The sequence below is a fragment of the Kitasatospora sp. NPDC051164 genome, from assembly GCF_044455625.1.
GTDB lineage: Bacteria > Actinomycetota > Actinomycetes > Streptomycetales > Streptomycetaceae > Kitasatospora.
This window is the reverse complement of sequence record NZ_JBITFB010000003.1, coordinates 410,748-427,730: the sequence shown is the minus strand read 5'-3', so window position 1 is coordinate 427,730 and position 16,983 is coordinate 410,748. Positions and strand designations below refer to the sequence as shown.

Below are 16,983 nucleotides of genomic sequence, written 5' to 3'. Positions count from 1 at the left end.
TGCCGCGGATGACGCAGGGTCATCCGCTCTGGAGGCCTAGTGGTCAGTTCCAAGAGCCGCCGGACACCAGACCGGCGCACGTACGTTCTCGACACCAGCGTGCTCCTGGCGGACCCGCTCGCCATGACCCGCTTCGAGGAGCACGAGGTCGTCCTTCCGGTGGTGGTCGTCACCGAGCTGGAGGCCAAGCGGCACCACCCGGAGCTGGGCTACTTCGCCCGCCAGGCACTGCGGTTGCTCGACGACTACCGCATCCGCCACGGCCGGCTCGACGAGCCGATCCCGGTCGGCGAGCTCGGCGGCAGCATCAGGGTCGAGCTCAACCACTCCGACGTCTCGATACTGCCGGCCGGGTACCGCGCCGGCGGCGGCGAGGCGGACGCCAGGATCCTGGCGGTCGCCCGCAACCTGCAGGCCGAGGGCTACGACGTTACCGTCGTCTCCAAGGACCTGCCGCTGCGGATCAAGGCCAGCTCGGTGGGCCTGCTCGCCGAGGAGTACCGGGCCGAGCTGGCGATCACCTCCGGCTGGACGGGCATGTCCGAGCTGCACGTTCCGGCCGACCAGGTCGACTCGCTGTTCGCGGCCGGCCACGAGGCCGCGGTGGACCTCGACGGGGCCGCCGAACTGCCCGTCCACACCGGGCTGGTGCTCACCTCGGAACGTGGCCGCGCGCTCGGCCGGGTCACCGGTGACGGCCGGGTCCGGCTGGTGCGCGGGGAGCGCGAGGCGTTCGGGCTGCGCGGGCGCAGCGCCGAGCAGCGGGTGGCGCTGGACCTGCTGCTCGACCCGGACATCGGCATCGTCTCGATGGGTGGCCGGGCCGGTACCGGAAAGTCGGCGCTGGCGCTGTGCGCGGGTCTGGAAGCGGTGCTGGAGCGGGGGCAGCATCGCAAGGTGATGGTCTTCCGGCCGCTGTACGCGGTCGGCGGCCAGGAACTCGGCTACCTGCCGGGCTCCGAGGCGGACAAGATGGGCCCCTGGGCGCAGGCGGTCTTCGACACCCTCTCCGCCGTCACCACCCCGGACGTGATCGAGGAGGTCATCTCCCGCGGGATGCTGGAGGTGCTGCCGCTGACCCACATCCGGGGGCGCTCGCTGCACGACGCGTTCGTGATCGTGGACGAGGCGCAGTCGCTGGAGCGCAACGTCCTGCTGACGGTGCTGTCCCGGATCGGGCAGGGGTCGCGGGTGGTGCTCACCCACGACGTGGCGCAGCGGGACAACCTGCGGGTGGGCCGGTACGACGGTGTGGTGGCGGTGGTCGAGAAGCTGAAGGGGCATCCGCTCTTCGCGCACATCACGCTCACGCGCTCGGAGCGTTCGCCGATCGCGGCGCTGGTCACGGAGATGCTGGAGGACATCAACCCGTGATCCGTCCCTGATCGGGACATAGTCGGACAATAGGGTCAACTTGCGCCCTGGGGCTCGCTCCTGACGGAGCGGGCCCCATCCGTTTCATCACATCGAGTGCTTTCCGTCCGGAAAACTCCGGGGCGGCGAATGTGACATGCGCCACGCGGATGGGAATTGCGTCGACCGTACCCGGTGCGGCATGGTGAGGGTTCTGTCAGGCCCCGCGTACGGCGCGGCAGGGCTTCCGGACTCCGGGAGTCAGGCCCCGGAACGTCCACCAACTCCGGTCGGTGGACACACAATTGAAGACCGATGAGCCGTACGCCGCCCGATTCCAACGCCCGGTCGCCTCACCTCGGCCGGACGCCGGGCCAGCACCTCCCGTGACCAGAGCACCGTGCGGAGGTCCGTGCCAAGGGGCATGTTGCGTCCGCACGGTCACGCGTGGGCGATGCTGGAAGGAATCCATGTGACTCGGATCTCGGTCCGGGGAGTTGCTGTGGCCTCCGCCACCGCCGTCACCGCTGTCGGTGCCGTCGTGGGCATGGCCTCGGGCAGCGAGGGCAAGACCATGCAGACGGTCGACGTCGCCGGTGCGACCCTGCTTGCCGAAGTCCCCTCTGGCGCCCAGGCGCAGACCATCAGTGACAACATCGGCCAGCAGGCATCCGCCCAGCAGGCCTCCGCCGACGCGGCTGCCAAGGTCGCCGCGGAGCAGAAGGCCGCCGAGGAGGCCGCGCGCCAGCAGGCCGCCGCGGACGCCCAGGCAAAGGCCGACGCCCAGGCCAAGGCCGACGCGGACAAGGCCGCCAAGGCCGCCGACGACCAGCGCAAGGCCGCCGAGGCCGCGAACCGGTCGAAGGCCCGGTCGGCGATGACCGCCGTCGACGACAGCACGCCCCCCCCGGTTTCGGTCAGCCCCGGCTCGGTCCAGGACGTGGCCCGGCAGATCGTCGGCGACGACGCCCAGTTCCAGTGCTTCAGCCAGATCGTGAAGCGCGAGAGCGGCTGGGACTACACCGCGACCAACAAGAGCTCCGGTGCGTACGGCCTGGTCCAGGCGCTGCCCGGCACCAAGATGGCCTCGGCCGGTGCCGACTGGCGCACCAACCCGGCCACCCAGATCAAGTGGGGCCTCAGCTACATGAACAGCCGCTACGGCAGTCCCTGCGGCGCCTGGTCGTTCTGGCAGGCCCACAACTGGTACTAGGAGCGGCAGCCGCTCCGGCGGCGCACTCCGTACGGCCCCCGGCCGCTCGCCCTTCCCGGGCGGGCGACCGGGGGCCGTCGCTTTTCGCGGCGCCGGTTCCGGGGGGCGTCGACGTTCGGCCGGGCCGGGAAAAGGCGAACCGCGCCGCCCGGGCTGCGCTGACCAGTGCGCTCTCGGGCGGTGCGGCTCTGGGTGCGGACGCGGGGCGCGGGAAGGGGTCCTGGTTGCTTCCCGCACCGGCCGGTCCGCCGGCGGTTGGCTGTCGGGTGCCCTCCGGGGGTGTGGCCTCCGGGTCTCGTCGGGTCTTGTCCCGACTCCTCCCCAGCGAAATGAGTCCGAAACCACCTGGAACAGGGCGATTTGTCCATGTTCTCGGGGTGAGGTGTTCGAGTCGAACCCACCGGCGGCCGGACTCGCCGCACCCTCGCCGGGTAGCGTCATCCCTTGACGGCCGCGGCAGGACCGCGGCGTACCGCCGGGCACGGCGGACCGGGCAGGGGATCGGTGGTAGCGAGGATGGCGCGGGGCGGAAAGGCCTTCAAGGCCGTGGCCAAGGGCATGGCCGTGGTGGCGAGCGCGGCCGCCGTGATCGAACGGCGCCGGCGCGCCGCGATGGCGGCGGACCCGCATGAACTCGCCGTCCCCGCGCTCGCCGAGGGACCTGCACTCACCGAAGGGCACGGGCCCGCCGTCGTCGAGGCGCCCGGCCCGGTGCCGGTGCCCCGGACCGATCCCGCCCCGCCGCCGGCGGTGCCGACGGGCACCGCGGTCGCCGCGGCCCCCGCGCCCGCCACCCCGGCCCCGGCCGCACCCGCCGCGCACGCGGGCCTCGGCCGCGAGTACCACCCCGGCCGGCCCGCCACCCCCGCCGAGGCGGTGCCGTGGGGGCTGCGGGTGGCCGCCGAGTCGACCTGGCGGCTGCTGCTGCTCGGCGCCGCGCTCTACGTCGTCTTCTACGTGGTCGACATGCTGCGGCTGGTCGCCTTCTCGGTGCTCGCCTCGCTACTGATCGCCGCGCTGCTGGAGCCCTCGGTGTCCTGGCTGCGCCGGCGCGGGGCGCCGCGCTCGCTGGCGGCGGGCGGGGTGTTCCTGAGCGGTCTGGCCGGGATCGGGCTGGTCGGCTGGTTCGTGGTCTGGCAGGTGAGTACCAACCTGCCGGACGTCACCGCCCAGGTCAAAGACGGCGTCAACCAGCTCCGGGACTGGCTGATCACCGGGCCGCTGCACCTGACCCAGCAGCAGATCAAGGACTTCGCCGACCAGATCACCAAGGCGATCACCACCAACACCGATCAGCTCACCTCGGCCTCGATCACCGGCGCGCAGATCGCCGTCGAGGTGCTGACCGCGCTGCTGATGACCTTCTTCACCACTTTCTTCCTTCTCTACGACGGCGAGCGGATCTGGAACTGGGCGCTGCGCGGGCTGCCCCGGCACTCCCGCTTCGCGATGGCCGGCGCCGGCCCGAAGGCCTGGGCGACGCTCACCGCCTACGTGCGCGGCACCGTCTGCGTGGCCTTCATCGATGCGGTCTGCATCGGCACCGGCATCGAACTGCTGGGCGTGCCGCTGGCCACGCCGCTGGCCGTGATCATCTTCCTGGGCGCCTTCGTCCCGCTGGTCGGCGCGCTGGTCACCGGCACTGTCGCGGTGCTGATCGCCCTGGTCACCCAGGGGCCGTGGACGGCGCTGATGGTGCTGGTGGTGCTGATCGCGGTGATGCAGGTGGAGAGCCACATCCTGCAGCCGCTGATCCTCGGCCGGGCGGTCCGGGTGCACCCGCTGGGCGTGGTCCTCGGCGTCGCGGCGGGCGGCATCATCGGTGGCATCGGCGGCGCGGTCGTCGCCGTCCCGCTGATCGCCGTCACCAACACCGTGATCACCCACTTGCGCCGCCGCAACGAGGCCGGCCAGGCCGTCTTCACCGCCCTCGAAGCCGCCCGCGAAGCCGCCGCCGCCCGCGAAGCCGCCCAGCACACCGCCGCCGCCCAGCCGGCCCCACCCGCCCAGCCGGCCCGGCCCGCCACGGACTGAGCGCGCCTCGGCGCCGGAGGGCCGGAAACGGCGGCGGGCCCCTCGCGGACGTGGTGTCCGGGAGGGGCCCGCGCGGGGTGCCGGGTGGGTCAGGCGGTGACGGCGGCGAGGGCGGCCTCGGAGTCGAGGACGCCGGCCACGGCCTGCAGGACGGCGGCGATCTTCATCGAGGCCTGGACGACCTCACGCTCGACGCCGGCCTTGCGCAGGACGGCCTCGTGCGAGTCGAGGCACTGGCCGCAGCCGTTGATGGCCGAGACGGCGAAGCACCAGAGCTCGAAGTCGACCTTCTCGACGCCCGGGGTGCCGATGATGTTCATCCGCAGACCGGCCCGCATCGTGCTGTACTCCTTGTCGGAGAGCAGGTGCAGCGTCCGGTAGTAGACGTTGTTCATCCCCATGATCGCGGCCGCGCCCTTGGCGGCGGTGTACGCCTCGGGGGAGAGGTTGGCCTTGGCCTCGGGCTCCAGCGCGCGCAGCAGACCGGGGCTGCGGGTGGCCATCGCGCAGGACAGCACGGTGCCCCAGAGCTGCTGGGCGGGGAGGTCGGAGTTGCCGATGACCGAGCCCAGGTTGAGCTTGAGGTCCTTGGCGTAGTCCGGGAGGGCGGCCTTCAGGTCGTCGAGGGCCATGGATCAGCCCGCCAGCAGGGCCTGGGCGTCGAGGGTGTCCTCGCCCTTGGTCCAGTTGCACGGGCACAGCTCGTCGGTCTGCAGGGCGTCCAGCACCCGCAGGACCTCCTTGGGGTTACGGCCGACGGAACCGGCGGTCACCATGACGAACTGGATCTCGTTGTTCGGGTCGACGATGAAGACGGCGCGCTGGGCGGTGCCGTCCTCGCCCTCGACGCCGCAGTCGCGCATCAGGTCGTGCTTGACGTCGGCCAGCATCGGGAAGGGCAGGTCGCGCAGGTCCTTGTGGTCCTTGCGCCAGGCGTGGTGCACGAACTCGGAGTCGCCGGAGACGCCGAGGATCTGGGCGTCGCGGTCGGCGAACTCCTCGTTCAGCTTGCCGAACGCGGCGATCTCGGTCGGACAGACGAAGGTGAAGTCCATCGGCCAGAAGAAGACGACCTTCCACTTGCCCTCGTAGGACTTGTGGTTGATGTCAGCGAAGGCGTTCGCGGCGTCCAGGTCGACACAGGCCTTGAGGTCGAACTCGGGGAACTTGTCACCGATCGTGAGCACGTTCGCTTCTCCTGAAGTGAGATGAGGGGAGCTTTGTCCGGATTCCGGACACCCATCACAATTCCACATCGTGGACTGATCGGGGAAATAGCTACACTGGATGTGTCTGATCGGAGATTGTTATCAGTACCGAATCCCCCACGTCGCGGCCGGGCTCCCGGCGGGGCGCCGCCGCCAAGGCCGACCCGACTGTGACGAGCGCCACGGCCCGCAGTCCCCGCAGCCCGACCATCGCCCAGCTGCGGGCCTTCGTCGCGGTGGCCGAGCACCGGCACTTCCGGGAGGCCGCCGCCGCGACCGGGACCAGCCAGCCGGCGCTGTCCGGGGCGGTCGCGGCGCTGGAGGAGTCGCTGGGCGCGCAGTTGGTCGAGCGTACGACACGCAGGGTGATTATCACCCCGCTGGGGGAACGCGTGCACCAGCACGCCCGCCGGGTGCTCGCCTCGCTGCAGGTCCTCACCGAGGAGGTCGAGGCCGCCCGCCGCCCGTTCACCGGGCCGCTGCACCTGGGCGTCATCCCGACCGTCGCGCCCTACCTGCTGCCCATCGTGCTGCGGCTGGTCCGCGACCGCTTCCCCGAGCTGGAACTGCACGTCCACGAGGAACGCACCCCGTCGCTGCTGGAGGGCCTGGCCGCCGGGCGCCTGGACGTCCTGCTGCTCGCGCTGCCGGCCGGCGGCACCTCGCCGACCCTGGACATCCCGCTGTTCGACGAGGACTTCGTCCTGATCACCCCGCCCGGCCACCCGCTCGCCGGGCGGATCGACGTCCCCCGCGACGTCCTGCTCGACCTGGACGTGCTGCTGCTGGAGGAGGGTCACTGTCTGCGCGACCAGGCGCTGGACATCTGCCGTGAGGTCGGCGCCGACCCGGCGGGCTCGACCACCCGCGCGGCCGGTCTGTCCACCCTGGTCCAGCTCGTCGCCGGCGGCCTCGGGGTGACCCTGCTGCCCGCCACCGCGCTGGACGTCGAGGCCGGTCGCGCCGACCGGCTGGCCGCCGTCCGCTTCGCCGCCCCGGCGCCCGGCCGCCGGATCGGGCTGGCCGTCCGCCCGGGCTCGGCCCGCGGCGCCGAGTACGGGCGCTTCGCGGCCGCGCTGCGCGAGGTGCTGGCCGAACTGCCGGTCCGGATCGTCTCCTAGCGGGCGGGCGTGCCCAGGCAGAGCCCGACCGTGGTGGCCACCAGCAGGTCCAGCGCCCGCAGGGTGTCCGGGCCGGGCTGCTCGCCGGGGGCGCGCAGCGACAGGTAACGGTCGGTCAGGCCGTGGAAGCCGGTCAGGAAGTGGACGGCGATCTCCTCGGCGGGCACGGGGAGCCGCAGGCCGTGTGCCTCGGCGAGCGCGGTGATCATCTCGACCGCGGTGCCCTCGGTCTCGTACTGCAGGGCCCGCATGATCTCCTGCAGGTCGGGGTCGCGCATCGCCAGCGCCGCGAACTCGCTCAGCAGCATGCAGCGCCCGTCCTCGCCGGTGGAGCTCTCCCACAGGGCGTGGACCAGTGCCCCGACCTGCTCGCCGAAGGGGCCGTCGCCCGGGGAGGCGGCGCGGACGGAGCCGATGAACTCGGCGGTCAGCTGCTCGATGACGGCCCGGTAGAGGTCCTTCTTGGTGCCGAAGGTGTAGTGCACCGTCGCCTGTGCCACGCCCAGCTCGGCCGCGATCGCCCGGGTGCTGCCGGCGGCGATCCCCTCCCGGGCCATCAGGTCGATGGCGGCCTGGACCAGCTGCGGGCGGCGTTCGGAGGCGGGGACATGAGCCATTGGGCCAGGGTATCGCCACGGTCGAGCAACTGTGTCGAGCAATCCTGTCACTCGCTCCTGTCGGTCGACTTTGTCACGCGACAAACTTGCGCGTACGGTGGAACGCGACCTGCCCTGACCGACCCGAGGGACCGCCCATGGCCACGTACCTGTACCGACTGGGCCGCTTCTGCTTCCGGCGCCGGCGCGCCGTCCTGGCCGTCTGGATCGCCGTCCTGATCGCGATCGGCGGGGCCGCCGGCGCCTTCGCCGGCAAGACCAGCGACGAGTTCACGGTGCCCGGCACCGAGGCGCAGAGCACCCTGGACCGGATCAAGGACACCTTCCCGGCGCAGGGCCACGGCTCCGCCCAGGTCGTCTTCGCCGCCCCGGCACCCGGCGGCGCCACCACGCCCGAGGCGGCTGAGGCGATCGGCGCGGCCGTCGGCCGGATCGCCCACGTCCCCGGCGTGGCCGCGGTGCCCGACCCGTACGCCACGGGCGCCGTCTCGCCGGACCGGCGGGTCGCGATCGCCCTGGTCTCCTTCGACCGCAAGCTCGCCGACGTCACCGACCGGCAGCGCGACGCGGTCAAGGCCGCCGCCGAACCGGCCCGCGCCGCCGGGCTGGAGGTGGCCTTCGGCGGCGACGCGTACAACAGGTTCGCCCAGATCGAAGGCGGCTCCGAGTCGATCGGCCTGGTGGTCGCCGGGGCGGTGCTGGTGATCACCCTGGGCACGCTGGTCGCGGCCGGGCTGCCGCTGCTGACCGCGCTGGTCGGCGTCGGCGTGGCGATGGCCGGACTGCTGGCGCTCACCGGCTCGTTCCGGATCATCACCACCGCGCCGGTGCTCGCCCTGATGGTCGGCCTCGCGGTCGGCATCGACTACGCGCTGTTCATCCTGTTCCGCCACCGCCGCCACCTGGACGAGGGGCTGGAGCCGGAGGAGGCCGCCGCCCGTGCCACCGCGACCGCCGGCAGCGCCGTCGTCTTCGCCGGCCTGACCGTGGTCGTCGCGCTCGCCGGACTCGCCGTCGCGGGCGTCCCGTTCCTCACCGTGATGGGCCTGGCCGCCTCCGGGGCCGTCGTGGTGGCCGTCCTGGTCGCGATCACGCTGCTGCCCGCCGTGCTGGGCTTCGTCGGCCGCGCCATCGACCGGCTGCCCGTCTGGAAGCGGGCCCTGCGCACCACCGGCAGGACCACCATGGGCGAGCGCTGGGCCCGCTTCGTGGTCCGCCGCCCGCTGCCCGTCCTGCTCGTCGGCTTGGCCGGGCTGGGCGTCATGGCGGTGCCCGCGGCGAGCCTGAACCTCGGCCTGCCGGGCGGCGGCTCGCAAGCCGTCGGGACGGACGCCCGCACGGCGTACGACCTGGTCAGCGGCGGCTTCGGGCCGGGCTTCAACGCGCCGCTCGTGGTGGTCGTGGACGCCAACGGGGCGCCGCGGCCCGAGCAGGCGGTGCAGGAGGTGGCGGGCAGGCTGCAGACCCTGAAGGGCGTTCAGACGCTGCTGCCGCCACAGGTCGACCGGAGCGGCCGGACCGCCCTGGTGCCCGTCATCCCGCGGACCGGCCCGGACCACGAGGACACCAGGGCGCTGGTCAACGAGATCCGCGACCAGCGCGCCGAGTTGAAGGTCGCCACCGGCGCGGACATCGCCGTCACCGGCACCACCGCCGCCAACATCGACGTCTCCGCCAAACTCGGCCAGGCCCTGCCACCGTTCGTCGCGGTGATCGTCGGCATCGCGCTGGTGCTGCTCGCCCTGGCCTTCCGCTCGGTGCTCGTGCCGCTCAAGGCGGTGCTGGGCTTCCTGCTCAGCATCGGGGCCTCGCTCGGCGCGGTGGTCGCGGTCTACCAGTGGGGCTGGCTGGACGGCCTGATCGACGTGCCGAAGGTCGGTCCGGTGGTCAGCTTCGTGCCGATCCTGCTGATCGGGGTGCTGTTCGGGCTGGCGATGGACTACGAGCTGTTCCTGGTCTCCGGGATGAAGGAGCAGCACGTCCACGGCACGGCGCCGCGCGAGGCGGTCGTGGGCGGGGTCAAGGGCGGCGCCCGAGTGGTGACGGCGGCCGCGCTGATCATGATCTCGGTGTTCGGCGCCTTCGTCTTCGGCCACGACCCGATCGTCCAGCCGATCGGCTTCGCCCTCGCGGTGGGCGTCCTGGTGGACGCCTTCGTGGTGCGGATGGCGCTGGTGCCGGCCGCGATGGCGCTGTTCGGCAAGGCCGCCTGGTGGTTCCCGAAGCCGCTGGAGAAGGTCGTGCCGAAGGTGGACATGGAGGGCGAGCAGCTGATCGCGCGGCTGGCGGAGCAGTCGGCGAAGGAGCCGGGGAAGGAGCCGGCCGGGGTCTGACACCCCGGTTCGGGGCGCCTACGGCTGCGGCAGCCGCTGCTCGAACCAGACCACCTTGCCGGTGCCCAGCCGGGTCGCGCCCCAGCGGTCCGCGCACCGGGCCACTATCTGCAGGCCGCGCCCGCGTTCGTCGTCCGGCCCGGCACGGCGGGGGCGCGGCAGCAGCGGGCTGTCGTCGCCGACCTCGCAGCGCAGCCGGGTGGTGCGCACCAGGCTCAGGGTGACCGGCCGGGTCGCGTGCTGGACGGCGTTGGTCACCAGCTCGCTGACCATCAGCTCGGTCGCCTCGCTGAGCTCGTCCAGCCCCCAGCGGCGCAGGGTGTGCGCGACCAGCCGGCGGGCCCGGCCCGGCGTCTCGTTGCGCGGCTGCAGGTACCAGTGCGCGACGTCCCCGGCTGGGATGCCGTCGAAGCAGGCGCCGAGCAGGGCGATGTCGTCGCCGCGGTCGCCGGGCGGCAGGATCCGCAGCGCCTCCTGGCACAGCTGCTCGGGGGACTGCCAGCGGGCGGCGGCGATCCGGGCACGCAGCACCTCGAGGCCGTCGCTGATCGGGCGGCTGCGGGTCTCCACCAGGCCGTCGGTGAACAGCAGCAGGGCCGAGCCGGGCGGCGCGGGCAGTTCGACCGAGTTGAAGTCCACCCCGCCGACCCCGATCGGCGCCCCGGAGTCCAGCTCCACCAGCTCGGCGGTCCCGTCCGGGCGGACCAGCACCGGCGGGACGTGTCCGGCGTTGGCCAGCACCACCCGGTTGGCGATCGGGTCGTAGACCGCGTACACGCAGGTGGCCAGGTGCTGTTCGCGGCCGAGCCGCTGGGCCTGCTCGTCCAGGTGGTAGAGCACCTCGTGCGGCGGCAGGTCGAGGGCGGCCAAGGTCTGGGCACTGGTGCGCAGTTGGCCCATGATGGCGGCCGAGGTGAGCGAGTGGCCCATCACGTCGCCGACGATCAGGGCGACCCGGTTGCCGGGCAGCGGGACGGCGTCGTACCAGTCGCCGCCGACCTGCGCGCCGCGCTCGCCGGGCAGGTAGCGCTGGGCGAGCCGGACGCCGTGCGGCTGCGGCAGGCGCAACGGCAGCATGCTGCGCTGGAGTTCGTTGGCTATCTCCCACTCGCGGGCGTACCGCAGGGCGGTGTCCACGGCCAGCCCGGCCTGGGTGGCGAGGTGCGTCGCGGTCGCCGTGTCCGCGGCGTCGAAGGCTGGGCGGCCGGTGCGTTCAGGAGGACGGCGGATCAGCACCAGCAGCCCGAGGACGGCCTTGCGGCCGCGCAGCGGCAGGGCGAGGACGGAGGTGCCCGCGGCCAGCCGGGCCACCCCGCGGGTGCCGTACAGCTCGCGCAGCAGCACCTCGGTGCGCTCGGCGCCGGGCGTGCCGAGGACGGCCACTTCGGCGGGACGGCGGCTCAGCAGGGCGTGCGCGAGCGCCCCGCCGCGGGTCACCGGGGTGGCCGGGCCGCTGTCGGCGGTCGAGCGGGCGCCGTAGCGGGAGCGGCGCCGGTCGTCGAAGCCGCCCGGGCGGCCGCGGCGGCCGATCCGGGTGCCGGTGCTGTGGTGGATCCGCAGCTCCTCCGGGAAACCGGGTTCGCGCTCGACGTTGGGCAGCGGGTCGCGCAGGTGGACCACGGCGGCGTCGGCCAGCGTCGGGACCAGTACCCGGCCGATGTTGCGCAGCGTCGCGGCCAGGTCGAGGGCGGTGTTGATCCGCCGGGTCGCCGAATCGAGGTACGCGAGGCGGTCCGCCACGTCGGCGCGCTCCGGCCGCGCGGACGGCGGCTTCGCCGGGGCCTGCCCCCGGACCGGGACCTGGCGGCGCTGGCCCGGGACGGCGGGCGGCTGCTCCGCCTCGGTCTTGAGCTGGTCGCGCACGGCTGCCTGTCCTGGATTCGGTGTGGTCGGTGGGTGTGCTGGGCCGGTCGGTCGATCAGCCGACGCGTCGACAGCACAGGAACAGCTGTTCCTCCGGCGGCAGCGAGGTACTGGCCGGCGCGTACGGATGCCCCGAGCACTCCTCGACGGCGAAGCCGGCCGCGACCAGAACCCGTTCCAGATCCTCCCTCAGATACCCACTGATCCGCAGCTCTCTGCCAAGGAACGGAAGCGGAACGTGATCCAGGTCCGCCTCGACCATACCGAGCGCCAGCAGTCCGCCCGGCCGCAGGAGTTCGCGCAGCCGCCGGAGCACGGTCGGGATCTCGTCCTGCGGCAGCAGGATCAGGGAGAAGAACGCGGTGACGGCGGCGAAGGTGCCGTGGCCGTCCGGGCCGAGTGCGGGCGCGTTCCAGACCCGGTCGGCGCGCTCGGTGGCCAGATCGTACAGGTCGATCCGATGGAACACCGGTGGGAATGCGCCGGGGAACGCCGCCTGCCGGGCCAGGGTGAGCATCACGTCGGAGAGGTCCACGGCGGTCACCCGCAGTCCGGCCCCGGTCAGCTGGCGGACGGTCGGCTCGCCGGTGCCGCAACCCACGTCCAGCACCCGGGCACCGGGTTCGAGCCCGGCGAGCAGCCGCCGGCCGCAGGCCAGCTGCCCGTCCTTCGCGGGGAAGGCCTCGCCGTACCCCGCGCCGATGGTGTCGAAGGCGACTGCCTGCAGGGCCCGGGCCGCGCGCCGTCGCCGTACCTCGGGCTCGTCGCCCCCCGCGTCCTCGCCGACGGGGAACGCGTCGGATATCTGTCCGGTCGTCACGTTGAGAGGCACCCTTCCACCCGTGGCCTCCGGTCGGCTCCTCGGCGGCCTCGCGGGCCGCTGCCGGTGGCGGTGTGTCACGCTCCCCGCAGCACGCAGACGGACTGCACCCCGGTGTGCTTCCGGCGGACACCCGTGTGCGTACTGGCATCTGAGAATATGCGTGATCACTGCGCCGTGGGGTCCCTTTCCGGCCAACTCGTCATACTTGGGTCGATGCGGCCGGGCTTGCGGAAGCACGACGGTGCGGGCCGGGGTGGTGCGCGGGGCCCCGCACGCCGCATGACGCGCCGGGGTGGCCGCGCTGACCTGTGGTTTCTCCGGACCGCAGGCCGACAATCGGGCGTTTATCGAACGTCAATCGGTCCGGCGCACACTGGAGTCCAGCGCCGGGGAAGCGTTGAGGGCGCTCCCGCAGCCGGGGGGCTGCGGGAGCGCCGACGCGCGGAACGGGGGAGGTTCTCCGTGGGGGAACGGAGGCCTTACGGCGCGGAGGGAGAGAAGGGCTCGGTGTGCTGTCGGGCGATGAGGTCCGCCACGGGGGAGGCCTCGGGCACACCGAGCCGCGTGAAGATCACATGTGCCTCCTGGAGGCACGCGAGCCCGCGCGCGGGTTGGGCCAGGGCCAGCAACGCCTCGCCCAGCGCGGCGTTGGCCAGCCCCTGGCAGAAGGCGGAGTCCATCGCCTGCCCGATCGCGAGCGATTCGCCGGCCGCCTCGGCGGCCTCGGTGTGCTGCGCGGAGGCGAGCAGGGCCGAGGCGAGCCGGGCCAGGGTGTAGCCCTCCCAGAGGGGATTGCGCTGGGACTGGTAGAGCCGGTGGGCCTCGCGCAGGTGGGGGATGGCTTCGGCGGTGGAGAGCACCACGCCGAGCTGGTAGAGGGTCTGGGCGAGCAGCGGGCCGTTCTTCGACGCCCGAGCGGCGGCGACACCGTCGCCGGCGGACTTGATCGCCGTCTCGGTCATGCCGAGCCGGTGCTGCACCCGGGCCATGTTGCTGACGATCCGCGCTTCGGCCTTCGGTGCGCCGACGGCCTGGCTGGTGGCCCGGGCCTGCTCCAGGAAGGGCAGGGCCTCGGCCGGGCGATTGCCCACGCTCAGGATCACGCCCAGCATGTTGGCCGTGGCCAGGAGCAGGACGGTCGGCTCGTTCGGCGCCTGGTGGTCCAGGCTCCGGCGGAAGGACTGCTCGGAGCCCTGGAAATCACTGGTGACGGACTGCAGGGTGCCGAGGGCGAAGTACACCCGGGCGATGCCGGCCGAGTCGCCACGGCGCTGCGCGTCCTCGCCGATGGCCTCCAGGACCCGGACCGCGCGCGGGCCACGGGTCGGGTCCGGGTCGATGCTGAACAGGTAGTTCAACAGGTCGACGGCGGCACGCTGCAGGGCACCGGGACCGCTCGCGGCGGCCTCGACGGCGCTGAGCAGCAGGGCCCCTTCGGTGCCGAGCCAGTCCTGGGCGGCTTGACTCGTCGGCAGGTCGAGCCCCGGCGAGGAGGGGGCGGTCAGCAGTTCGGGCAGTGCGTCGTCAGGCTCGATGACCAGGGCCGCGTTGCGTACGGTCGGGATCAGCAGGTCGAGCAGCCGCAGCACCGCCCGCTCCTGCTCCCCGGTGTCCCCGATCCGTTCGTTCTGCCGCTGGGCGTATAGCCGGAGCAGGTCGTGGTAGCGGTAGCGGCCGGGGGTGAAGCACTCCAGCATGTTCGCCTCGACCAGCGCCTCGGCGAGGTCCTCGGCGGTGTACTCGTCCACGCCGAGCAACGCCGCGGCGGCCGCCAGGGGGATGTCGGGTGAGTCGATCAGGGCGAGGAGCCGAAAGGCGCGGGCCTCGTCCACGGACAGCTGTCCGTAGCCGAGGCCGATGGTGGTCTCCACGGCGAGGTTGCCGAGTTGGAGTTCGTCCAACCGGCGTCGCTGGTCGGCTAACCGACTGGCCAGGTCGGAGACGCTCCAGCGCGGGCGGCTGGCCAGCCGGGCGGCGGCGATGCGGACGGCCAGCGGCAGGAAGCCGCAGGCGCTGACCACCTTCATGGCGGCTTCCGGCTCGGCGGCGACCCGTTGCTCGCCGACGATGGCCGAGAACAGCGCCAACGCCTCGGCCGGGGTCAGCTCCTCGACGTCGAACAGCTGCGCGCCGGGGATGCCGGCCAGCCGGGACCGGCTGGTGGCGAGCACGGCGCAGCCGGAGACGCCGGGGATGAGGGGCTGGATCTGTTCGGCGTCGCGCGCGTTGTCGAGCAGGATGAGCATCCGCCGGTTGGCGAGCAGCGAGCGGTACAGGGCGGCGCGCTGTTCGAGCGAGTCCGGGTTCTCGGTGACGCCGAGCGCGTGCAGGAAGTCGCCCAGGACGACCACCGGGTCGGCCGGGGAGGCACCGGCTCCGCGCAGGTCGACGTACAGCTGACCGTCCGGGAACTCGGCGCGGACGCGGTGGGCGACGTGCACCGCCAGCGTGGTCTTCCCGACGCCGCCGATACCGGCCAGCGAGGTGACCACCACGGCCTGGCCGGTGGCGTTCATCAGGACCGTCGAGAGGTCGCCCACCAGTTCCGAGCGTCCGCTGAAGTCCGAGACGTCGGCCGGGAGTTGGGCCGGTGCCGGGGGTGCGGCCGGGCCGTCCTCGCGGGCGGCGAGGGCAGCCGCGGCCGGGAGGGCGAGCGCCGGGTCGGCGGCGAGGATGCGATTGTGCATCGCGGACAGGCCGGTGCCGGGTTCGACTCCGAGCTCCTCGATCAGGAGCTTGCGGGTGTCGGTGTAGACGCCGAGCGCCTCGGCCTGACGTCCGCAGCGGTACAGGGCCAGCATCAGCAGCTCGCGCAGGCGTTCGCGCAGCGGGTGCTCGGCCGTCAGGCTGTTGAGCTCGCCGACGATCTCGGCGTGCAGGCCGACGTCGAGGGCAGCGGCGCACAGCTCCTCGGCGGCGGCCACCTGGCGCTCGGCGAGCCGCAGCCGCTGGGCGTCGGCGTAGGGGCCGGGGATGCCGGTGAGCGGACGGCCGCTGAACAGGTCCAGCGCCTGGACCAGCAGCCGGTGCGCCTCGTGCTGGTCGCCGGCGGACCGGGCGGCCGCGGCCTCGGCGGAGAGCCGTTCGAAGACCGCCAGGTCGAGGGACTCGCCCGGGATACGCAGCGCGTAGCCGTCGGCGACCGAGACCAGCAGCTCGGCGGGTCGGCGCACCTCGCGCCGGGGCTCGATGACGGAGCGCAGGCGGGAGACGTAGGTGCGGAGCGCGGCCACCGCCTGGGTGGGGGGCCGCTCGCCCCAGAGCGCGTCGACCAGGCCCTGCGTGGTGACCGGGCGTCCGGAGTGCAGTAGAAGGGTGGTCAGAACGGCCTGTTGCTGGGGGGAGCCGAGGGAGAGAGGCTTGCCGTCGAGCCAGGCCTGGACCGGACCGAGGACTTGGAAGCGCAGCGCAGAGGTCTGCGGCGTCTCCCGAAACTCCATGAAGTCCCCCGATGGCCTGTGGTGTCGATTCCGTGAAAGGGCGCTCGGCGGTCCGCCGCGGTGCTTCAGCTTAGGCGGAGGCCCGACTCTGCCGGACGGCGGCGCAAGCCACACGATGTTTATCGGACATTTAATCAACCCTACGATACTGTCCGCGCGCCCGCGCCACGGAGGTCGGGCCGATCACATTTGATGACCGAAAGGCGGCCGCCCCATGGCCAACGACCAGAGCGAGACCCCGGCGGCGTCGGCGCCCGAGACCGCGGCGAAGACCGAGGCCCCGGCTGCCGCTGTGGAAGCGGGCAAGGCTGTCGAGGGCGCGGTGGCCGCGGCCTCGAACCCCACCGAGTACACCGGGCCGACCGACGCGCAGAAGGCCGACTTCGAGAACGGCGCGTTCGGTGACGAGGCCGAGTACGTGGTGGAGCCCACCGCGCCGGACACTGGCGCGCCGGGCAAGAAGCGTGTTCCGGAGAACGTGGTCGGCGGCCACCCGTAAGCCCTTCCGGCCGAGTGCCCCCGTGCCCCCGTCCGGGCGCGGGGGCGCTGTCGGTTATGTGCACGCCAGTTCGTGTGCTGGTGCGCCGGTGGCGGATTCCCGCCCCCGGTGCACACATGGTGACCGGCGTTATCCGTAACGTGCCCGGCGGCGTGCGCGGGGCGTTCCGGAATTCCGGATTCACCGGGGGGATAGCAGGGTCCGGAATGTAGCCGTTCGCACGGATTTCGCCGGAATTATCGAGGCCGAACTCATTCAGGCGGAATCGCGGGGTCCGGGAACGGGCGAGACGTGGTTCGGTTCGGCGGTCCATTCGCGGCCGCCGCCCTCGGGGCGCAGGTAGTGCTCGCCGCCGATGGTGTCCATGTAGATGCCGGTGCGTCCGGTCCTCCGGTCGAGGACGAGTTCACCCGCGTTCGGTCGGTAGGCCGAGGCGTTGCGCTGTCGGATGCTCACCGCTGTGCTCCTCGCTCCGGAAG

13 protein-coding genes are annotated in these 16,983 nt (G+C 72.8%); 6 read left to right on the top strand and 7 right to left on the bottom strand.

Features of this window, described 5'->3' with window-relative positions; translation table 11 throughout:
• Positions 1–39 precede the first annotated feature (39 nt).
• From ACIBEC_RS06870 to ACIBEC_RS06860, 3 genes are all read left to right on the top strand, one after another.
• Positions 40–1,374: a PhoH family protein gene (locus ACIBEC_RS06870; RefSeq protein WP_360506505.1), complete on the top strand. Its 1,335-nt coding sequence runs from the start codon at positions 40–42 to the stop codon at positions 1,372–1,374.
• Between the two features lie 433 nt (positions 1,375–1,807).
• Positions 1,808–2,566, top strand: a complete 759-nt coding sequence (locus ACIBEC_RS06865; RefSeq protein ID WP_360506508.1) for a transglycosylase SLT domain-containing protein — start codon at positions 1,808–1,810, stop codon at positions 2,564–2,566.
• Positions 2,567–3,082: 516 nt separating this feature from the next.
• A complete protein-coding gene (locus ACIBEC_RS06860; RefSeq protein WP_360506511.1) occupies positions 3,083–4,600 on the top strand; it encodes an AI-2E family transporter in 1,518 nt (505 codons plus the stop codon).
• An 89-nt stretch (positions 4,601–4,689) separates the two neighbouring features.
• Here ACIBEC_RS06860 and ACIBEC_RS06855 read toward each other — a convergent pair whose 3' ends face one another.
• Together ACIBEC_RS06855 and ACIBEC_RS06850 are read right to left on the bottom strand one after the other, a co-directional pair.
• Positions 4,690–5,232, bottom strand: coding sequence for an alkyl hydroperoxide reductase (locus ACIBEC_RS06855; RefSeq protein ID WP_360506514.1), 543 nt, complete (start codon positions 5,230–5,232; stop codon positions 4,690–4,692).
• A 3-nt stretch (positions 5,233–5,235) separates the two neighbouring features.
• Complete coding sequence (locus tag ACIBEC_RS06850; RefSeq protein WP_360506517.1) at positions 5,236–5,787, bottom strand: peroxiredoxin; 552 nt, start codon at positions 5,785–5,787, stop codon at positions 5,236–5,238.
• 191 nt (positions 5,788–5,978) lie between these two features.
• On the opposite strand from ACIBEC_RS06850, the gene ACIBEC_RS06845 reads away from it, so the two are divergent.
• Positions 5,979–6,929, top strand: coding sequence for a LysR substrate-binding domain-containing protein (locus ACIBEC_RS06845; protein WP_360506520.1), 951 nt, complete (start codon positions 5,979–5,981; stop codon positions 6,927–6,929).
• Here ACIBEC_RS06845 and ACIBEC_RS06840 read toward each other — a convergent pair.
• Entirely contained in the window at positions 6,926–7,546 is a 621-nt protein-coding gene (locus ACIBEC_RS06840) for a TetR family transcriptional regulator (RefSeq protein ID WP_360506523.1), read from the bottom strand. The genes ACIBEC_RS06845 and ACIBEC_RS06840 overlap by 4 nt on opposite strands.
• A 137-nt stretch (positions 7,547–7,683) precedes the next feature.
• Between ACIBEC_RS06840 and ACIBEC_RS06835 the strand changes: the two genes are divergently transcribed.
• A complete protein-coding gene (locus ACIBEC_RS06835) occupies positions 7,684–9,879 on the top strand; it encodes an MMPL family transporter (protein ID WP_360506525.1) in 2,196 nt (731 codons plus the stop codon).
• An 18-nt stretch (positions 9,880–9,897) separates the two neighbouring features.
• On the opposite strand, the gene ACIBEC_RS06830 is transcribed toward ACIBEC_RS06835, so the two are convergent.
• From ACIBEC_RS06830 to ACIBEC_RS06820, 3 genes are all read right to left on the bottom strand, one after another.
• Positions 9,898–11,742, bottom strand: a complete 1,845-nt coding sequence (locus ACIBEC_RS06830) for an ATP-binding SpoIIE family protein phosphatase (RefSeq protein WP_360506528.1) — start codon at positions 11,740–11,742, stop codon at positions 9,898–9,900.
• A 55-nt stretch (positions 11,743–11,797) separates the two neighbouring features.
• Positions 11,798–12,469 (bottom strand): methyltransferase domain-containing protein, encoded by a 672-nt coding sequence (locus ACIBEC_RS06825; protein ID WP_360506577.1) that lies wholly within the window; start codon positions 12,467–12,469, stop codon positions 11,798–11,800.
• Between the two features lie 575 nt (positions 12,470–13,044).
• Positions 13,045–16,005, bottom strand: a complete 2,961-nt coding sequence (locus ACIBEC_RS06820; protein WP_360506531.1) for a BTAD domain-containing putative transcriptional regulator — start codon at positions 16,003–16,005, stop codon at positions 13,045–13,047.
• Positions 16,006–16,219: 214 nt separating this feature from the next.
• Between ACIBEC_RS06820 and ACIBEC_RS06815 the strand changes: the two genes are divergently transcribed.
• The gene (locus tag ACIBEC_RS06815; RefSeq protein WP_360506533.1) at positions 16,220–16,504 is read left to right on the top strand and encodes a hypothetical protein; all 285 of its coding nucleotides are present in this window, start codon (positions 16,220–16,222) and stop codon (positions 16,502–16,504) included.
• A gap of 255 nt (positions 16,505–16,759) precedes the next feature.
• On the opposite strand, the gene ACIBEC_RS06810 is transcribed toward ACIBEC_RS06815, so the two are convergent.
• The gene (locus ACIBEC_RS06810; RefSeq protein ID WP_360506536.1) at positions 16,760–16,960 is read right to left on the bottom strand and encodes a hypothetical protein; all 201 of its coding nucleotides are present in this window, start codon (positions 16,958–16,960) and stop codon (positions 16,760–16,762) included.
• Positions 16,961–16,983: the final 23 nt, after the last annotated feature.